General features: G+C 68.0%; 17 protein-coding genes. 13 read left to right on the top strand and 4 right to left on the bottom strand.

The features are described from left to right. Nucleotides 1–72: 72 nt before the first annotated feature. Nucleotides 73–1,149: a peptide chain release factor 1 gene (gene prfA / locus ACQPYH_RS32405; protein WP_130448622.1), complete on the top strand. Its 1,077-nt coding sequence runs from the start codon at nucleotides 73–75 to the stop codon at nucleotides 1,147–1,149. 224 nt (nucleotides 1,150–1,373) lie between these two features. Further along, nucleotides 1,374–2,195, top strand: coding sequence for a peptide chain release factor N(5)-glutamine methyltransferase (gene prmC, locus ACQPYH_RS32400; protein ID WP_432879147.1), 822 nt, complete (start codon nucleotides 1,374–1,376; stop codon nucleotides 2,193–2,195). A 104-nt stretch (nucleotides 2,196–2,299) separates the two neighbouring features. Here the strand turns inward: prmC and ACQPYH_RS32395 are convergent, their stop codons facing one another. The 4 genes from ACQPYH_RS32395 to ACQPYH_RS32380 form a co-directional block, all read right to left on the bottom strand. After that, a complete protein-coding gene (locus tag ACQPYH_RS32395) occupies nucleotides 2,300–3,181 on the bottom strand; it encodes an endonuclease/exonuclease/phosphatase family protein (RefSeq protein ID WP_432879144.1) in 882 nt (293 codons plus the stop codon). Next, nucleotides 3,178–4,008: a hypothetical protein gene (locus ACQPYH_RS32390; protein WP_432879142.1), complete on the bottom strand. Its 831-nt coding sequence runs from the start codon at nucleotides 4,006–4,008 to the stop codon at nucleotides 3,178–3,180. Before ACQPYH_RS32390 ends, ACQPYH_RS32395 begins: the two co-directional genes overlap by 4 nt. Before the next feature lie 120 nt (nucleotides 4,009–4,128). After that, nucleotides 4,129–6,933: a BTAD domain-containing putative transcriptional regulator gene (locus ACQPYH_RS32385; protein ID WP_432879140.1), complete on the bottom strand. Its 2,805-nt coding sequence runs from the start codon at nucleotides 6,931–6,933 to the stop codon at nucleotides 4,129–4,131. Between the two features lie 17 nt (nucleotides 6,934–6,950). Next, nucleotides 6,951–7,976, bottom strand: coding sequence for an adenosine deaminase (locus ACQPYH_RS32380; protein ID WP_432879137.1), 1,026 nt, complete (start codon nucleotides 7,974–7,976; stop codon nucleotides 6,951–6,953). Nucleotides 7,977–8,085: 109 nt separating this feature from the next. On the opposite strand from ACQPYH_RS32380, the gene ACQPYH_RS32375 reads away from it, so the two are divergent. The 11 genes from ACQPYH_RS32375 (at nucleotide 8,086) to atpD (ending at nucleotide 17,695) form a co-directional block, all read left to right on the top strand. After that, on the top strand, nucleotides 8,086–8,919 hold the full coding sequence (locus ACQPYH_RS32375; RefSeq protein WP_432879134.1) for an L-threonylcarbamoyladenylate synthase: 834 nt from the start codon (nucleotides 8,086–8,088) through the stop codon (nucleotides 8,917–8,919). Further along, nucleotides 8,919–10,037, top strand: coding sequence for a glycosyltransferase family 4 protein (locus ACQPYH_RS32370; protein ID WP_130448638.1), 1,119 nt, complete (start codon nucleotides 8,919–8,921; stop codon nucleotides 10,035–10,037). Before ACQPYH_RS32375 ends, ACQPYH_RS32370 begins: the two co-directional genes overlap by 1 nt. Before the next feature lie 204 nt (nucleotides 10,038–10,241). Then, nucleotides 10,242–10,706 carry a hypothetical protein gene (locus ACQPYH_RS32365; RefSeq protein WP_432879131.1) on the top strand — a complete coding sequence of 155 codons (465 nt, stop codon included), beginning with the start codon at nucleotides 10,242–10,244 and terminating at the stop codon, nucleotides 10,704–10,706. A 90-nt stretch (nucleotides 10,707–10,796) separates the two neighbouring features. Next, nucleotides 10,797–11,012 carry an AtpZ/AtpI family protein gene (locus tag ACQPYH_RS32360; protein ID WP_432879129.1) on the top strand — a complete coding sequence of 72 codons (216 nt, stop codon included), beginning with the start codon at nucleotides 10,797–10,799 and terminating at the stop codon, nucleotides 11,010–11,012. A gap of 130 nt (nucleotides 11,013–11,142) precedes the next feature. Beyond that, on the top strand, nucleotides 11,143–11,925 hold the full coding sequence (gene atpB / locus ACQPYH_RS32355; protein ID WP_432879126.1) for a F0F1 ATP synthase subunit A: 783 nt from the start codon (nucleotides 11,143–11,145) through the stop codon (nucleotides 11,923–11,925). 79 nt (nucleotides 11,926–12,004) lie between these two features. After that, entirely contained in the window at nucleotides 12,005–12,235 is a 231-nt protein-coding gene (atpE, locus tag ACQPYH_RS32350; RefSeq protein ID WP_432879123.1) for an ATP synthase F0 subunit C, read from the top strand. A gap of 31 nt (nucleotides 12,236–12,266) precedes the next feature. Continuing rightward, complete coding sequence (locus ACQPYH_RS32345; RefSeq protein WP_432879122.1) at nucleotides 12,267–12,836, top strand: F0F1 ATP synthase subunit B; 570 nt, start codon at nucleotides 12,267–12,269, stop codon at nucleotides 12,834–12,836. Further along, nucleotides 12,836–13,633 carry a F0F1 ATP synthase subunit delta gene (locus ACQPYH_RS32340; protein WP_432879119.1) on the top strand — a complete coding sequence of 266 codons (798 nt, stop codon included), beginning with the start codon at nucleotides 12,836–12,838 and terminating at the stop codon, nucleotides 13,631–13,633. Before ACQPYH_RS32345 ends, ACQPYH_RS32340 begins: the two co-directional genes overlap by 1 nt. Nucleotides 13,634–13,682: 49 nt before the next feature. Continuing rightward, on the top strand, nucleotides 13,683–15,320 hold the full coding sequence (gene atpA / locus ACQPYH_RS32335) for a F0F1 ATP synthase subunit alpha (protein ID WP_432879117.1): 1,638 nt from the start codon (nucleotides 13,683–13,685) through the stop codon (nucleotides 15,318–15,320). Between the two features lie 3 nt (nucleotides 15,321–15,323). Next, nucleotides 15,324–16,235, top strand: a complete 912-nt coding sequence (locus tag ACQPYH_RS32330) for a F0F1 ATP synthase subunit gamma (RefSeq protein WP_432879115.1) — start codon at nucleotides 15,324–15,326, stop codon at nucleotides 16,233–16,235. Nucleotides 16,236–16,240: 5 nt separating this feature from the next. Further along, nucleotides 16,241–17,695 carry a F0F1 ATP synthase subunit beta gene (gene atpD, locus ACQPYH_RS32325; protein ID WP_432879113.1) on the top strand — a complete coding sequence of 485 codons (1,455 nt, stop codon included), beginning with the start codon at nucleotides 16,241–16,243 and terminating at the stop codon, nucleotides 17,693–17,695.

The following is a 17,695-nucleotide window of genomic DNA, read 5'->3' as shown; positions in this document are numbered from 1 at the left end:
GTTCTGCCTGTCATGGGCGGGACCGGCGCGCGGTTTGTGTTGTCAGGGTTGGTTCGAGAGGAGGAGTGCGGGATGTTCGAGGCTGTTGAGACGCTGAAGGCGGAGTACGCCGAGCTGGAGCGGCAGATGGCTGAGCCGGAGTTGCACTCCGACCAGGCCAACGCCCGCCGGGTCGGCAAGCGGTACGCCGCGCTGGCGCCGGTGGTTCGTACCTACGACGAGTGGCAGCAGACCGGCGACGATATCGAGGCCGCGCGGGAGCTCGCCTCCGAGGACCCGACGTTCGCCGAGGAGGCGACGCGGCTGACCGCTCGCCGCGAGGAGCTGGCCGAGCGGCTGCAGACGCTGCTCGTGCCGCGGGACCCCAACGACGACAAGGACGCGATCCTCGAGATCAAGGCGGGTGAGGGCGGCGACGAGTCCGCGCTGTTCGCCGGCGACCTGTTGAAGATGTACCTGAAGTACGCCGAGTCGCAGAACTGGAAGACCGAGGTGCTCGACTCGGCCGAGTCCGACCTGGGCGGGTACAAGTCGATCACGGTCGCGGTGAAGGCGAAAGGTACGCCGGAGCCGGGCGATGCGCCGTACGCGAAGCTGAAGTTCGAGGGCGGCGTGCACCGGGTGCAGCGGGTGCCGGTGACCGAGTCGCAGGGGCGGATCCACACGTCCGCGGCCGGCGTGCTGGTGCTGCCGGAGGCCGAGGACGTCGACGTCGAGATCGACCAGAACGATCTGCGGATCGATGTGTTCCGGTCGTCGGGTCCGGGTGGGCAGAGCGTGAACACGACCGACTCCGCCGTACGCATCACGCACTTGCCGACGGGCATCGTGGTGTCGATGCAGAACGAGAAGTCCCAGTTGCAGAACCGTGAGCAGGCGATGCGCGTACTGCGGGCGCGGTTGTTGGCCGCTGCGCAGGAGGCCGCCGACCAGGAGGCCTCCGACGCCCGCCGCTCGCAGATCCGCACCGTCGACCGCTCCGAGCGCGTCCGCACCTACAACTTCCCCGAGAACCGCTTCTCCGACCACCGGGTCGGCTACAAGGCCCACAACCTCGACCAGGTCCTCGGCGGCGAACTCGAGCCAGTAATCACAGCCCTCACCGAAGCCGACCTGACCGCCCGCCTAGAGGCCGTCGACTCCAAGTGAACGAAAAAGAACTCCGCCCCCTCGCTCCGCTCGGGGGCGGAGGAGTAGAAGAGGGCCCGGCTCGGGGTACGGGTGCGGAGTCCGGCCAGGACCGGCGCGACGGCGGGGGAGTAGAAGAGGGCTCGTCCCGGTCCGGGGGTGTGGGAGACGGCTCGCCCCGCCCAGATGCTCGCGGAGAGTCCGCAGGTGCGGACGCTGGCCCGGGCCGGCGGGACGTCGGGGGAGTGCGGGGGTTGATTGCGGGGGCGGCTGAGCGCTTGGCGGCGGCGGGGGTTGCTTCGGCTGAGTATGACGCTGGGGAGTTGTTGGCGTTTGTTACTGGGTCTAGTCGGATGCATTTGGCTGAGCCGAGTGGGGAGCAGTTGCGGGTTTATTGGGAGCTGATTGAGCGGCGGGCGGCTCGGGAGCCGTTGCAGCATCTGACGGGGACGGCGGGGTTTCGGTATCGGGAGTTGGTTGTCGGGCCTGGGGTGTTCGTGCCGCGGCCGGAGACCGAGGTGATGGTCGGCTGGATTCTCGAGCGGATCGCCGGCGTGAAGAACCCGCTGGTGGTTGATCTGTGCTCGGGCTCAGGTGCGATCGCCGGTGCAGTGGCGACGGAGCGGCCGGACAGCATCGTGCACGCTGTCGAGCTGTCACCGGAGGCGTGTGTGTGGGCCCGGCGCAACTTGGACGGCACCGGCGCGATCCTGCACGAGGGCGACATCGACGGCTGCCTGCCCGAGTTCTACGGTCAGGTGGATGCGGTGATCTCCAACCCGCCGTACATCCCGTTGACCGCCTGGGAGTCCGTGACCGCCGAGGTCCGCGACCACGACCCGGCGCTCGCCCTGTGGTCCGGCGACGACGGCCTCGACGAGATCAAGGTGGTCGCCGCCACCGCCGCCCGCCTGCTCAAACCCGGCGGCTGGTTCGCCTGCGAACACGCCGACGTCCAGGGCGAATCAGCCCCCGCCGTATTCACCACCACCGGCTCCTTCACCGAGGTCCGCGACCAACTGGACCTCTCCGGCCGCCACCGCTTCACCACCGGCCGCCGCATCTGAATCAGCATCTCGACAGGAGGTGTGCGCTTCCGGCGGCCCTCCGCGCGCTCGCGTGTGCCGTCCGCATCGCTCAGTGGACGTATACGTCCTGTCGAGTTGCACATTCATCCACGGGACAAGCCGCGGCGGCCCGGGGCGGAGCGGGCCGGTGGTCTGGTCAGGTCCTGTTCGCGGATCCGACCGGTTGCCGGCGCATCGAGTTGCCGGCGGTCGACGCGGCAGACGACCGGGAAGTGGTCCGCGCCGGGGAGCCGGAGTACCTCGACATCGCGGACGACCAGGTCGGGAGTGCTGAAGAGGCGGTCGATAGAGCGGCCGTCGGGGGTGGTGGCGGGCGGTGGGTTGCCGAAGGCGTCTACCAGGCCCAAGGATCTGCCGAAGAAGTCCCCGGGGTTCGGCATGTTGAGATCGCCGGCGACGATCGCGCGCTGCACACCGCGCGCCGCGAACTCCTCCCGCAAGTACGCCGCCAGTTGCTCGCCGGCCTCCCGCCCCGGCCCCTCGCGGTACGTGTACTCGACCCCCTCGGCGCTGCGGAACATGTGGATCGGACACACCTGCCCGCCCACGATGTCGATCTCGCCGAGCGCGCCGAAGTCACCCCGCACCACCAAGAAGCCCTTGCTGTGGGCAACAAGCGGCTCGCCAGTTCGCCAGTGCAGGTAGTCGATCGGGGGGTTCGGCAGATCGATCCGGTCGAGTTCGGTCAGCGGGTACGACGACGCGATGCCGACTCCCAGACGCGCAACCCCGGGGATGTGCGAGTCCGAGAACGCGTGCCGTACCAACTGCGCGTCGGGCATCGCCGCCGCGGCCAACCGCGCGAGCTGGTCGCCGGAAGGGTCGAGCTCGGTGACGATCAGCACGTCCGGACGCAACCCCGCCAGCGCCCGCCCGAAGTCCGCAGTACGGTCCTCGTCCACGTAGCGTCCGGAAGAATCGACGAAGCGACCGCCGGCGACGTTCGCGAAAGCAACAGAGATCATTCGTAGATCACCAGCTCGGGCCGCGGCTTGAGCGCGAGCACTTGCGGCGGCGTCATCAACGGACCGTGCCGTGTGTCCTCGGTGTAGAAGAGTTTGAACCCGGCGTGCACAGCCGGCGGCAGACTCGTCGTCAGCTTCGCCCATGTCTTGAGCTTGACCTCGCGAGCGCCGATCCCGTCGACCGACTTGATCGTCACCACGCCGGGATGCGGCTTCAGCGCTTTCTCGTTGCTGACGATCCGCGCCGACAGCTGATGGAACACGAACACCTTCTCCGGCAGATCGTTCGCCGTCACCAGCCCCGAGAGGTACGCCGCGATGCTGTCGAGCTCCGCGCCTGTCGTATGCCCGAAGACCCGCCCCGGCACCTGCCCCGGACCGACGGCCCATTCCGGATCGAACGCGAGCCCGACGTCCGGCTCCTTCAGCCATCGCTCGAGCCGCTTCACCTCGGGCAGGATCTTCGCCCGCCCCGGCTGGATGTCGAGCAGCAACAGCATCTTGTGCTTCCGCGCGACCGTCAGATACTGCTCGATCGCCGAGTCGTCCAACCGCCCGCGATACAGGCCGTCCTTGCCGCGGGACCCGCGAGCGACGACGGCGATCAGCTCCATCACCGGCTGCGGCGTCCGACCGCCCGCGTACGCCGCTGCCAGCTTCTCGAGCTTGGCCGCCTTCGCGTCGAGGTCCTTGTCCAGCGGGCCGAGCGCAGGCGATCCCGGCAGACCGACGTACCCGACCAGTTGGTACTTCGGGAAGATCACCCGCCCGCCCCGCGGCAGCTCACCGTCCGCAGGCGGGGGAGGCGGAGTCGCTGTGGCGCGCACGGGCGTTGGCGACGGCAAGCCAGCGGGCGCGGGCGAGGGTGTGTCGCTGCAGGCCGCAAGGCACAACAGGCCGACGGCCAGTGCCCCACAGACTCTCCGCACCGCACCAGCCAACCACACTCAAGCGGCCGGACTCGTCCGATCCAGCCCGTCGGCGGCCCGCTCGACTGTCGCCTCCAGCCCCTCCTCGAGCGCCAGCTCCAGCGCCCGTGCGAAATGCGGACGTGCCTGAGCCAGATCCCCCTTGGCCAGCAGCGTTTCCGCGAGCCGCAGGTACGCGTTCTGCTGCGACTGCTTCGAGTCGCTCTCCAGCGCCAGCTCCAGCGAACTACGCCCGACGTCGACGGCCTCACTCCACAGCCGCTGCCGCGCGTACGCCGTACCAAGGAACGCGTACGTATAGATCAGGCTGTAGTCCGCCCCACGCTCGACACCCAGGTCCCGCGCCGTCGTCAGTGCCGCAACCGCCTCGTCAACCCGGTCCAGCTCCAGCAGACACTCACCGATCCCGTTCAGTACTTCGGCCTGTACTGCAGGATCGCCCAGCTCCAGCGAGTCCTGGTACGCCACCAGCGCCTGAGTGAATTCCCTGCGATCGCCGTACGTCGCCCCGAGGTACGCCAGCACGCGCGACGCGATGCTCTGATCACCAGCCCGCCGCCCCACCTCCAGCGCCTCCCGCAGTACTGCGAGCGCCTCGTCGTCCGGACTGAGCTTCGCGAGGCTGTAGCCGATCGACGCCAGCAACCGCGCACGCAATGCCAGGTCCGCATCCGCAGGCAGCTTGTCTCGCGCCTCCTGCAGTGTCCGCAGACTGGCCTCAGCGCCAAGCCGATATCGCCCGAGGCTGCCGATCGACAACAGCACCCGAGACTCCGCCTCCGCGTCGCCTACAGCTGCGCGCAGAGCCAGCTGGAGCGCCTCATCCATCTCATAGACCCGTCCACGCTGGAAGAAGCACGACGCCACCGCCAGACCGGTCCGCCAGACATGCTCCGGCGACGACTCCGCAGACATGAGCGTGGCCAGCACGTTCGCACCCTCAGCGTCGATCCATTCCAACCCGTCAGCCGCCGAATCGAACTGAGGCAGCCGCACAGGCGTCGGCTCAGGCAGGGGCTGCGGCCGACTGCTGAAGATCGCCGCGCTCGCCTCCGCGGTCGCGTAGAGGTAGTAGTCCAGCAAACGCCGTACTGCGTCCGGCTCCGGCGCCAGCGTCCGTGCGTACTGTCGCAGCAGGTCGTGGAACTGGAAACGCCCAGGACGCAACTGCAGCAGCAGATTGGCGTCGACGAGCTGCTCCAGGAGGTCCTCTGCTTCCACCACGTCCAGATCGGCCAGCGCGGCAGCGGCGTACATCTCGATGTCCTGTCCGGTCATCGCGCCGAGCAGACGGAACAGGCGTTGTTGGTCCGGCGGCAGATGCTCGTACGACAAGGCAAACGCGGGGGAGACCCCACCGCTGTCCGTGCTGAGCTCGGCCAGCCGCCTGTCCTCGGCGTCGAGTCGTTTGGACAGGTGCTCGATCGTCCAGCTCGGCCGATGCCGCAGTCGTGCCCCAGCCACCCGGATCGCCAGCGGCAGATAACCGCACCGGTCCACCACGTCTGCAGCAGCATCCGCAGAGCCGGCACGGTCCGCGCCGACGATCTCCGCCAGCAACTCCCGTGCGTCCTCAGGCCGCAGTACGTCGAGTGCGAGCCGCGCAGTGGCGTCCAAACCAGTCAACTGCCGCCGACTCGTCACCAGCACGCCACACCGCGGCCCACTGGCAAGCAAAGGCCGCACCGCCGCACTGTCCGGCGCATTGTCGAGTACGACGAGGATCCGCCGCCCAGCCAACTCAGACCGCCACAGCGCAGCCCGCTCTTCGAGGTCGGCGGGGATGCGGTCAGCCGGAACGGACAGCGTGCGCAGCAAGCGATCGAGCGCCTGCAACGCCGACACCGGCTCGTGCCCTGGCGTGTACCCGTGCAGGTCGATGAACAGCCGTCCATCCGGGTAGACGTCAGCCAACTGTCGTGCAGCGCGCACAGCGAGCGCAGTCTTCCCGACACCCGCCATACCGTCGATCGCGACGACAGCAGGCCCTGCAGTGCGCAGTGCGTCGACCACCCGCTTCAGTACGTCGTCCCGCCCGACGAACGCGGCTCCGTCGTACGGCAGCTCGTCACGCACCGTTGGACGCGCCAACGGCTCGTCGTTGCGCAGGATCCGCTCGTGGATAGCGCGCAGCTCCGGACCGGGTTCCACGCCGAGCTGCTCGATCAGCTCGTGCCGCGTCCGCGTGTAGGTCTCGAGTGCCTCGGAGATCCGGCCGCTGCGCCAGTACGCGAGCATCAGCTGCCCGGCGAACTGCTCCCGCAGCCGGTCCTCCTCCACCAGCGCGACCAGCTCCGGTACGAGATCGCCGTACCGGCCGCGCTCCAGGTCCAGCTCGATCCGCTCGGCCAGCACCTTCAACCGTCGCTCGGTCAGCCGGTGACGCTGCACGCTGAGGTAGTGGCCGGCCAGTCCGCTCAACGCCTCGCCGGTGAACAACTCCAGCGCCTCTGACAACTTCGCCGCCGCGTCGTCCTTGTTCCGGCACGCATGCGCCGCACTGATGAGGCCCTCGAACCGATCCAGGTCCAGCGCACCAGGAGCCAGCCGCAAGCTGTAGCCGTCCCGCCTGTGCACCAGCACGCCCTGGGGCAGCAGCTTGCGCAGCCGATAGATGTACGGCGGAACGATCTTGGCGCCCGTCGACGGCGGTGCATCACTCCAGACGAGCTCGACCAGTTCGTCCGCGGAGATGACCTGGTTGGACCGCAACGCCAGTACGGCGAGCAGGGTCTGCTGGCGGGCCGGCCCGAGGTCCAGCCGGCGGTCACCGGACCAACCGCGCAGCGGGCCCAGGAGGTCCAGCCGCAGGTTATCCGTCACGGTGCACAGTCTGGCAGCTACTCCTTGTTCTGCTCGACGTAGGCGTCGATCTCGGTCAGCAGGGAGTCCTTCACCGCGTCGTCGGCGAACGACACCCGGACGGCGGTCTTCGCCAGCTCGGCGGCGCCGGTCGCGTCCAGGTCGAGCAGCCGCGAGGCGACGACGTACTCGTTGGTGAGGTCGGTGCCGAACATCGGCGGGTCGTCGGAGTTGATCGTGACGACCAAGCCGGCGTCGACCATCGCGCGCAGCGGGTGGACGTCGTACGACGCGACCGCGCGGGTGGCGATGTTCGACGTCGGGCTGACCTCGAGCGGGATCCGATGCTCGCGCAGGTAGTCGACCAGCTTCGGGTCCTGCATCGTCGACGTACCGTGGCCGATCCGCTCGGCCTTCAGCACCCGGACCGCGTCCCAGATCGTCTCCGGCCCGGTCGTCTCGCCCGCGTGCGGCACGCTGTGCAGCCCGGCCGCGATCGCCGCCTCGAAGTGCGGCTGGAACTGCGGCCGCGGTACGCCGATCTCCGGCCCGCCCAGCCCGAACCCGACCAGCCCCTCCGGCCGGATCTTGGTCGCGATCCGCAGGGTCTCGTCGGCGGCCGGGATCCCTGCCTCACCGGAGATGTCGAAGATCCACCGCAGTACGAGACCGAACTCCTTCTCGGCCGCGACCCGCGCGTCCTCGATCGCCTCGCAGAACGCCTCGGCCTGGATCCCGCGCACCACCGAGGTGTACGGCGTGACCGTGAGTTCGGCGTACCGCAGGTTCTGCTGCTCGGCCATCTCGCGGGCGATCTCGTACGTCAGCAGCCGCACGTCCTCCGGCGTCTTGATCAGCTCGACGACGGACAGGTAGATGTCGATGAAGTGCGCGAAGTCGCTGAACTTGAAGTACTCCGTCAGCGCGCCCGGGTCGGCCGGAACCGGCGATCCCGGGTGCCGTGCGGCGAGCTCGGCGACGATCCGCGGCGACGCGGACCCGACGTGGTGGACATGCAACTCGGCCTTCGGCAAACCGGCGAGGAACTCACGCGACACAGTCATGACCGGGATCTTAAGGAGAGGCGGGCGCGTTCGGGTGTAAATCTGACAATCGTTTGTCAGCAACGCCCCGGTTGGAGTCCGGGCCTGCCAGAGTGGCACCATTCACCCCGTGAGTGAGCGCTTCGACTTCACCGGGGACGAACTGGCACCGGCGTACCGCGCGGCTGTGGACGCCATCGAGGCCGGCGACCTGGTCGTGCTGCCGACCGACACCGTGTACGGCATCGCCGCGGATGCCTTCAAGGCCGACGCCGTCCAGCGGCTGCTGGACGCCAAGGGGCGCGGCCGGGACATGCCGCCGCCGGTGCTGATCTCGGTGGTCGAGTCGCTGGACGCGCTCGCCACCGACGTACCGGAGAACGGGCGCAAGCTCGCGCAGGAGTTCTGGCCCGGGCCGCTGACGCTGATCTGCCACGCGCAGACCTCGCTGATGTGGGACCTGGGGGAGACCCAGGGCACCGTCGCGCTCCGCGTGCCCGACCACGAGAACACCCGCGAACTGCTGTCCCGGACCGGACCGCTCGCCGTCAGCTCGGCGAACAAGTCCGGGCAGCCGGCGGCGATGGACGTGTACGACGCCGAGGAGCAACTGGCCGAATCGGTCGCGGTGTACCTCGACGGCGGGCAGGTCACCGGCGGCGAACCGTCCACGATCGTCGACATCACCGGCGACACACCCCGGGTGGTCCGCGTCGGTGCGCTGTCCCTCGAGCAGCTACGCGCCGTCGTGCCCGAGGTGAGCACCGAGGACGACGAACCGAAGCCGGCCGAAGACAAGCAAGCGGACGAAGCGCAGTCGGCCGAAGACAAGCCGGCGGCCGAAGACAAGCCGGACGAAGAGCAGCCGGCCGAAGACGAGCCAACTGAAGAGCCGGTCGAGGCGTCCAAGTCCGAGACGGATGACGAGAAGCCCACCGATCCTGATGTGAGGCCTGCCGACTAGTGCGCGAGTACCTGCTGGTCCTGTTCGTGGCGATGGCCACGACCTTCTTGCTGACCGGCGTCGCCCGGCAGATCGCGCTGCGGTACGGCGCGGTCGCCAAGGTCCGGGCCCGGGACGTGCACAAGGTACCGATCCCGTACTTCGGCGGCCTGTCCATCCTCGGCGGCCTGATCGCGGGGTTCGCGGTCGCGTCCAGCCTGCCGTTCCTCGGCAACAGCCTGCAGGTCGCACACGATGCTCGCGCCATCCTGATCGGCGGCGTGGTGATCTGCGCGGTCGGCGTGGTCGACGACCTGTACGAGCTGGACGCGATCACCAAGCTGGCCGGCGAGGTCCTCGCGGTCGGCGTACTGGTTGTCCAAGGCATCCAGTTGTACTGGCTGCCGCTGCCCGGCGGCGTGATCTCGCCGTCGCCCGCGCAGCTGGCCGTGCTGACGGCCGGCATCCTGCTGGTCTCCTGCAACGCGGTGAACTTCGTCGACGGCCTGGACGGCCTCGCGGCCGGTGTCACCGCGATCGGTGCGACCGCGTTCTTCGCGTACTCGTACCTGCTGAACTTCCACGAGAACCTCGACCGCGCGACCACCTCGACCCTGATCACGGTCGCGCTGGCCGGCGCCTGCCTCGGCTTCCTGCCGCACAACTTCTTCCCCGCGAGGGTCTTCATGGGCGACTCCGGCGCCCTGCTGATCGGCCTGATGCTGGCCGCGTCGACGATCAGCCTGACCGGCCAGATGGACCCGAACGCCGTCCCGTACGAGGTCGGCGGCTCGAGCCTGCTGCCCGCACTGCTTCCGTTGGTGCTCCCAATCGCCATCCTCGCGATCCCCGCGCTGGACCTGACGCTGGCCTACATCCGCCGTACCAAGGCCGGCCGCTCGCCGTTCGCGGCCGACAAGCAGCACCTCCACCACCGCCTGATGCAACGCGGCCACTCGCACCGCCGCGCCGTCCTGCTGATGTACCTGTGGACCGCCCTCATCGCGTACGGCGTCGTGGTGCTCGGCCTCGTCCTGTACTGGTGGACGGCCCTGATCGTGCTGGCCGTCGCGGTCACCGCGGTCCTGCTCACGACCGGTCTCCCGAGGCGTTCCCGGAAACCGCTCGCCAAGGTTTGATCCCTGCGGGCAGGGACCAGACCACTCGGCTTCCTGGCATACCGATAAGGTGTGGCTGTACAGCGGGAGGGACCCTCGTTTTGCTGACTGTGCAGACTTTGTGCTAGTTTTCACAAGCACCAGCAAAGAACAGCGACACCCCTGACCCCGCCCACCCGACGAATTGGCCGCGAGCCAGTTTCGCCAGCAGGACGGAACCACCAGATGGCTCCCACGGATCACAGCCCGAAACCCGCCGGACAAGCGACAAAGCACCCGGCGCTGGCAATGCTGCGTGGCGCTCTGATCGCCGCCTTGGTCGTCGGAGTGAACGCGACCGCGGTGTCCACCGTTGCCGCCGGTGTCACCGGTCTCTGGGGTGCCCTGCTCGGCCTGCTGATGGTGATCGTCTTCTCCGGCGCCGGTCTGATCGCAATGCACCTGTCCCGCAAGACTTCTCCGACCATGCAGCTCGCCGTCGCGATGGCGAGCTACACCGGCCGGATCGCGTTCTTCGGCGGTCTGCTCGCGGTCGCGCTGAGCTCGGACGGCCTGGCCAGGCACGTGAATCTCACCGTGCTCGGCCTGGTCGCCCTGGTCGTCGTGATGGGCTGGATGGCCGGGGAGATCTGGGCCTGGTCCCGGCTCCGCGTGCCGATCTACGACCTCGACAAAGAGGTGACCGCATGAGCACCTTAAGTAACGATCTCCCTGCTGTGGTGAGGATTACGTGGCCCGATGTGACCGCATCTGTCGCCAACTGGTACGTTTCGGGTGCCAATGAGCGAGCATCAGGATCCGAAGCCATCACCCCCGAACTCGGGCGACGGCTGGCGGGTCCTGTCCTACTTGATCGGCGGTGTCCTGATCTACGGGGGCATCGGCTTCGGGCTGGATCGCCTCTTCGGCACCGAATTCTTGCTTCCGGTGGGCATCGTCCTCGGTGCCGGGCTCACCATCCTGTTGCTGCACTTCCGGTACGGACCGAGATCTTAGAAGTTGGCCTGATTCCTTCGGGGACTGGCGCGATCCGCACCGGGTCTGACGTTGTTGACCGCCATGCCCTGAGCCGCCCTGCCCTTACGTACAAGGCGTCCGACTTGAGCACGACGCGAGAGGAGACCCGGTGATTACCGGCGTTCCGACCGAGTTCATCCCGCCCGGTCCCCAGAGCTTCGACACCCCGCCCATCATCGACGGTGTGGACTGGTTCACCAAGCCTGTGCTGGTGAGCGCGCTGTCCGTCGTCGTGATCATCTGGTTCTACTGGGCTGCGTCCCGCAAGGCCGCCATCGTCCCGAGCAGACTGCAGTTCGCGGGGGAGTTGGGCTACAACTTCGTCCGCAACTCGATCGCCCGGGACGCGATCGGCAGCCAGGAGTACATGAAGTACGTGCCGTACCTGTGCGGCCTGTTCTACTTCATCCTGCTCAACAACATCGCCGGGACGATCCCGCTGGTCCAGTTCCCGACCTTCAGTCATGCCGGCTGGGCCTACGCGGCGGCGATCATGAGCTGGATCATCTACAACGCGGTCGGTATCAGGAAGAAGGGCCTCTGGGGCTACTTCAAGCACCAGACGATGCCGGCCGGTGTCCCGGTCTGGCTGATGCCGCTGATGATCCCGATCGAGTTCATCTCGAACATCGTGGTCCGGCCGATCTCGCTGAGCCTGCGGTTGTTCGCGAACATGTTCGCCGGGCACATCCTGCTGCTGGTGTTCGTGCTCGGCGGCCACTACATGCTGTTCGAGTCCGGCAGCATCTTCCTCGGCGGCGTCGGCGTCATCACGTTCATCATGGGCATCGCCATCGCCGCGCTGGAGCTGTTCGTCCAGACCATCCAGGCGTACATCTTCGTGGTGCTGACCGCGCAGTACATCGGCAGCGCCATCGCCGAAGACCACTGATTCCGCACCACCCAATAGACCCGTAGTAAACGGAAACCGGATAGCAACTGCCTATCCGTACCGAAAGGAAGTAGTGCACATGAGCGACATCGCTCTCGCGATCTCCGGCAACATCGCGGTCCTCGGCTACGGCCTTGCCGCCATCGGCCCGGGCGTCGGCGTCGGCCTGATCTTCGCCGCCGTCATCAACGGCACGGCGCGGCAGCCGGAGGCACAGAGCAAGCTGCAGTCGATCGCGTGGATCGGCTTCGGCGTCACCGAGGTGCTCGCGATCATTGGTATCGCGCTCGCCTTCGTCTTCCGTTCCTGAGCTACTCACCCACGACTGACAGGACTCAGCCATGACGACCTTGGTGCTACCGCTGGCCGCGGAAGGTGAGCAGGTCAACCCACTGCTGCCGCACACCCCAGAGATCATCTTCGGCTTCGTCTTCCTGATCCTGCTGGCCATCCTCTTCGCCAAGGTCGTCGTCCCGAAGTTCGAGAAGGCGTACGCCGATCGGACCGCGGCCATCGAAGGCGGCATGGAAGATGCCAAGCAGGCCCAGGCCGAGGCGAAGGCTGCACTGGACAAGTACAACGCGCAGCTGGCGGAGGCCCGCCAGGAAGCTGCGAAGATCCGCGAGGACGCCCGCGAGCAGGGTGCGGCGATCATCGCGGAGATGCGCGAGCAGGCGAACGTGGAGGCCGAGCGGATCGTCACCCACGCGCGCACCCAGATCGACGCCGAGCGGGCCCAGGCGGTCGCCTCGCTGCGCAGCGAGGTCGGCACGATGGCGACCACCCTGGCCGGCCGGATCGTCGGTGAGTCGCTCGAGGACGAGGCGCGTCAGCGCCGGACCGTCGAGCGCTTCCTGGCGGAGCTGGAGGAGTCGGAGTCGGCTCGTCAGGCCGTCGGAACGGACCGCTGATGCGTGGCGCGTCGCACGAGTCACTCGCCCGGGCCGAGCAGGCCCTGGCGGGTGCGAGCCCGGCCGAGGCGCTGGGCGGCGAGCTGTTCTCGATCGCCAAGCTGCTCGACAGCAACGGCGCGCTCCGGCGCGCGCTGACCGACCCGGCCCGGCCGAAGGACACCAAGGCCGGCCTGGCACAGCAGCTGTTCGGCGGCAAGATCTCCCCCCAGGCGTTGGAGATCCTGTCCGTCGCGGTGTCCGGCCGCTGGGTCAGCGGTCGTGACCTGGGTGACGCCCTCGACCAGTTGAGCGTCGAGGCCGAGGTGGCGTACGCCGACAGCCGGCGCAAGCTGGACGAGGTCGAGGACGAGCTGTTCCGGCTGGACCGCGTGGTCGCGGTCGAGCGGGCCCTGGCCGACAAGCTGGGGGACCGGGTGATCCCGGTCGAGCACCGCCAGCAGCTGATCCGCGGACTGCTGCAGGGCAAGGCCGACGTCAGCACGGTGCGGCTGGCCGAGCGGGCCGTGGACGGGCGGGGCCGGAGCTTCGCGGCGTCGATGCGGAGCTACCAGGTCGCCGCGGCGGCCCGGCGGAACGCCAGCATCGCGACCGTGCGGGTGGCCACCGACCTGTCGGAGGCGGAGCGCACCCGGCTGGCCGACGCGCTCAGCCGGCAGTACGGCCGGCAGATCCAGCTGAACGTGATCGTCGACCCGCACGTGGTCGGCGGCGTCCGGGTGGACATCGGCGACGAAGTGATCGACGGAACCATCGCGGCCCGGCTCGACGAAGCGCAGCGGCGCATCGCGGGCTGACGGCTCACAGACAACAGGCCAGCAAGGGTCAAGGAAGCAGGATATAGAGATGGCTGAGCTCACGATCAGGCCGGAGGAGATCCGGGACGCCCTGGATCAGTTCGTCAACGAGTACCAACCCACCGACACGTCCGCGGAAGAGGTCGGCACCGTCGTCGACGCCGGTGACGGTATCGCCCACGTCGAGGGCCTGCCCTCGGCGATGACCAACGAGCTGCTCGAGTTCGAGAACGGCACCCAGGGCATCGCGCTGAACCTGGACGTCCGCGACATCGGTGTCGTCATCCTCGGCGACTACGACGGGATCGAGGAGGGCCAGCAGGTCCGGCGGACCGGCAAGGTGTTGTCGGTGCCGGTCGGCGAGGGCTACCTCGGCCGCGTCGTCGACCCGCTGGGCAAGCCGATCGACGGCCTCGGTGAGATCACCGACCTCGACGGCGACCGCGCGCTGGAGATCCAGGCGGCCGGCGTGATGGACCGCCAGGAGGTCCGCGAGCCGCTGCAGACCGGTATCAAGGCGATCGACGGCATGATCCCGATCGGCCGCGGCCAGCGTGAGCTGATCATCGGCGACCGCAAGACCGGCAAGACCGCGATCGCGATCGACACGATCATCAACCAGAAGGCGAACTGGGACTCCGGCGACCCGAAGAAGCAGGTCCGCTGCATCTACGTCGCCATCGGCCAGAAGGGCTCGACGATCGCGTCGGTCCGCGGCGCCCTCGAAGAGGCCGGCGCGATGGCTTACACCACCATCGTCGCCTCCCCGGCGTCCGACCCGGCCGGCTTCAAGTACGTCGCGCCGTACACCGGTTCGGCCATCGGCCAGAACTGGATGTACCAGGGCAAGCACGTGCTGATCGTCTTCGACGACCTGACCAAGCAGGCCGAGGCGTACCGCGCGATGTCGCTGCTGCTGCGCCGCCCGCCGGGCCGTGAGGCCTACCCGGGTGACGTCTTCTACCTGCACAGCCGTCTGCTCGAGCGTTGCGCGAAGCTGTCCGACGGGCTCGGCGCGGGCTCGATGACCGGTCTGCCGATCATCGAGACCAAGGCCAACGACGTCTCGGCGTTCATCCCGACCAACGTCATCTCGATCACCGACGGCCAGATCTTCCTGCAGTCGGACCTGTTCAACGCCAACATCCGGCCGGCCATCGACGTCGGTATCTCGGTCTCCCGGGTCGGCGGCGCCGCGCAGGTCAAGGGCATGAAGAACGTGTCCGGTTCGCTGAAGATCGACCTGGCCCAGTTCCGTGCGATGGAGGCGTTCGCGATGTTCGCGTCCGACCTCGACGCCACCTCCCGCCGGCAGCTCGACCGCGGTCAGCGGCTCGTCCAGCTGCTGCGTCAGCCGCAGTACTCTCCGTACCCGGTGGAGGACCAGATCGTCTCCATCTGGTCCGGTACCCGCGGCCACTTCGACGACGTGCCGGTCAACGACGTACTCCGCTTCGAGCGGGACTTCCTGGACTACCTGCGGCGCGAGAGCAAGGTGCTCGACGCGATCCGTGAGTCCGGGCTGTTCGGCGACGACGAGGCGCAGGCCGTCACCGACGCCCTGAAGGCGTTCAAGCCGACGTTCCAGACCTCCGAGGGCACCCTGCTGGGTACCGAGGCCGAGGCCGTGGCGATGGACGAAGAGGACGTCGAGCAGGAGCAGATCGTCAAGCAGAAGCGGAGCTGACCGATGCCGGCCAACCTGCGGGAGCTTCGTGATCGGAAGGCCTCGGTCTCCACGATCAAGAAGCTCACCCGTGCGATGGAGCTCATCGCGGCGTCCCGGATCGTCAAGGCGCAGCAGCGCGCCCAGGCGGCCGGTCCGTACGCGCGTGAGCTCACCCGCGCCGTGTCGGCGGTGGCGACGTTCTCGAACGTCGACCACCCGCTGACCACCGAGAAGCCGAACCCCAAGCGGGCCGCCGTTCTGCTGATCACCTCCGACCGCGGTCAGGCCGGTGCGTACTCGGCGAACGTGATCCGTGAAGGCGAGCGGCTGCACCAGATGCTGCGCGAGGACGACAAGCAGCTCGTCTCCTACCTCAGCGGCCGCAAGGGCGTCGCGTACTACACGTTCCGGCAGCGCGAGGTCGCGCAGTCGTGGACCGGCGACTCCGACTCGCCGTCGTTCGCCCGCGCCCGGGAGATCGCCGACGCGCTGATCGAGGCCTTCCTGACCCCGACCGAGGAGGGCGGCGTGGATGAGATCCACATCGTCTTCACCCGGTTCGTGTCGATGCTGACCCAGCGCGCGGACGTCATCCGGCTGCTGCCGCTGGAGGTCGTCGAAGGCGAGGAGGCGCCGGCGGCGGACGACGTCCTGCCGCTGTACGAGTTCGAGCCGTCGGCCGAAGAGGTGCTCGACGGGCTGCTGCCGAAGTACGTCGCCAGCCGGATCCACTACTGCATGCTGCAGGCTGCGGCCTCCGAGCTGGCCAACCGGCAGCGGGCGATGAAGTCCGCGACCGACAACGCGCAGGACCTGATCGAGAGCCTGACCCGGGATCTGAACCAGGCCCGGCAGGCACAAATTACCCAGGAAATCAGCGAGATCGTCGGTGGCGCCAGCGCGCTGGCCGACGCGAACGCCGGGAGCGAGTGAGAGAGATGACTGCCACGGTTACCGAGAAGAACAACGAGGCGGGTGCCACCGGCATCGGTCGCGTCGCCCGGGTGATCGGCCCGGTCGTCGACATCGAGTTCCCCGCGGACGCGATGCCCGACATGTACAACGCGCTGGAGGTCGACATCGACCTCAACGACGACGTTCAGACCATCACGCTCGAGGTTGCGCTGCACGTCGGCGACAACATCGTCCGCGCGATCTCGATGAAGCCGACCGACGGCCTGGTCCGCGGCGCCGAGGTGCGCGACACCGGCGCGGCGATCTCCGTCCCGGTGGGCGACGTCACCAAGGGCCGGGTCTGGTCCGTCACCGGCAAGTGCCTGAGCCAGGACGAGTCCGAGTTCGAAATCACCGAGCGCTGGCCGATCCACCGCAAGGCGCCGGCCTTCGACCAGCTCGAGTCCAAGACCGAGATGCTGGAGACCGGCATCAAGGTGCTCGACCTGCTCACGCCGTACGTGCAGGGCGGCAAGATCGGCCTGTTCGGCGGTGCGGGTGTCGGCAAGACCGTTCTGATCCAGGAGATGATCTACCGGATCGCCCACAACTTCGGTGGTACGTCGGTGTTCGCCGGCGTGGGCGAGCGGACCCGTGAGGGCAACGACCTCATCAACGAGATGGACGAGGCCGGCGTCTTCAAGGACACCGCACTGGTGTTCGGTCAGATGGACGAGCCGCCGGGCACGCGTCTTCGCGTCGCGCTGTCGGCGCTGACGATGGCGGAGTACTTCCGCGACGTCGCGCAGCAGGATGTGCTGCTGTTCATCGACAACATCTTCCGGTTCACCCAGGCCGGTTCCGAGGTCTCCACGCTGCTCGGCCGGATGCCGAGCGCCGTCGGTTACCAGCCGAACCTGGCCGACGAGATGGGCGTGTTGCAGGAGCGGATCACGTCGACCCGCGGTCACTCGATCACCTCGATGCAGGCGATCTACGTGCCCGCCGACGACTACACCGACCCGGCGCCGGCCACCACGTTCGCGCACCTGGACGCGACCACCGAGCTCTCGCGTGACATCGCCGCTCGTGGTCTGTACCCGGCCGTCGACCCGCTGACCTCGACGTCGCGGATCCTCGACCCGCAGTACATCGGCCAGGAGCACTACGACGTGGCCGTCCGGGTGAAGCAGATCCTGCAGAAGAACAAGGAACTGCAGGACATCATCGCGATCCTCGGTGTCGACGAGCTCTCCGAAGAGGACAAGATCACCGTCGCGCGGGCGCGCCGGATCGAGCAGTTCCTCTCCCAGAACACCTACATGGCGGAGAAGTTCACCAACATCCCGGGTTCGACCGTGCCGCTGAAGGACACGATCGAGTCGTTCAAGAAGATCACCGAGGGCGAGTACGACCACGTCGCCGAGCAGGCCTTCTTCAACGTCGGTTCGCTCGACGATGTCGACCGCAAGTGGGCCGAGCTGCAGAAGGAAAACTGA

The organism is Kribbella sp. CA-245084, assembly GCF_050942355.1.
Lineage (GTDB): Bacteria > Actinomycetota > Actinomycetes > Propionibacteriales > Kribbellaceae > Kribbella.
Note: the sequence above shows the minus strand (reverse complement) of the source record. Positions and strands in the feature narration are given on the sequence as shown.